Source organism: Streptosporangium sp. NPDC004631, from assembly GCF_053601935.1.
Genome location: NZ_JBSGCR010000084.1, coordinates 1 through 1,085 on the forward strand (window position 1 = coordinate 1; position 1,085 = coordinate 1,085).

Consider the following 1,085-nt stretch of genomic DNA (forward strand, 5'->3'; position numbering starts at 1 on the left):
TCGCTGGTGCAGGGCGTTCATTTCTATCGGGACGCCGATCCGGGTGGCCGGGTGCCGGGCCTGATGCATGTCACGTTCGGGGAGTATCACGTCGGGGACGTGGAGTTCGTGGCGGCGTTCGACGTGGACGCCAAGAAGGTGGGGCGTGATCTGTCGGAGGCGATCGTGGCCTCGGAGAACAACACGGTCAAGATCTGTGATGTGCCGCCGCTGGGTGTCACGGTGCGGCGGGGTCACACCTTCGACGGGCTGGGGGAGTTCTACCGGGAGATGGTCGAGGAGTCCGACGAGGCGCCGGTGGATGTGGTGCGGGTGCTGCGCGAGGAGCGGGTGGACGTGCTGGTGTCCTATCTGCCGGTGGGGTCGGAGGAGGCGGCTCGTTTCTACGCGGAGTGCGCGCTGGAGGCGGGGGTGGCGCTGGTGAACGCGTTGCCGGTGTTCATCGCCTCCGATCCGGTGTGGGCGGCGCGGTTCGCCGAGGCGGGGGTGCCGATCGTGGGGGATGACATCAAGTCGCAGGTGGGGGCGACCATCACGCATCGGGTGATGGCCAAGTTGTTTGAGGATCGCGGGGTGGAGCTGTTGCGGACGTATCAGCTGAACTTCGGCGGGAACATGGATTTCATGAACATGCTGGAGCGTAAGCGGCTGCAGTCGAAGAAGATCTCCAAGACGCAGTCGGTGACCTCGCAGATTCCGCATGAGATGGGGAAGGCGGATGTGCACATCGGGCCGTCGGATCATGTGCCGTGGCTGGATGATCGTAAGTGGGCGTATGTGCGGCTGGAGGGGCGTTCGTTCGGGGACACGCCGTTGAGTCTGGAGTACAAGCTGGAGGTGTGGGACTCGCCGAACTCGGCGGGGATCATCATCGACGCGGTCCGGGCGGCGAAGATCGCGTTGGATCGGGGGGTGGGCGGGCCGATTCTGTCGGCGTCCTCGTATTTCATGAAGTCTCCGCCGGAGCAGTACTCCGATGACGAGGCGCGGGAGTATGTGGAGAGGTTCATCCGGGGTGAGGTCGAGCGCTGAGCGGAGGGGTTCACGGCCTCCGGGGCTCCCGGCCCCGGGGGCCGTGGTCATGG

1 protein-coding gene is annotated in these 1,085 nt (G+C 65.5%); it reads left to right on the forward strand.

Annotation, left to right across the window (positions count from 1 at the left end; translation table 11 throughout):
• A partial coding sequence (locus ACWEF2_RS31645) for an inositol-3-phosphate synthase (RefSeq protein ID WP_453819916.1) occupies nucleotides 1-1,032 on the forward strand: 1,032 nt, incomplete at its 5' end.
• Nucleotides 1,033-1,085 lie beyond the last annotated feature (53 nt).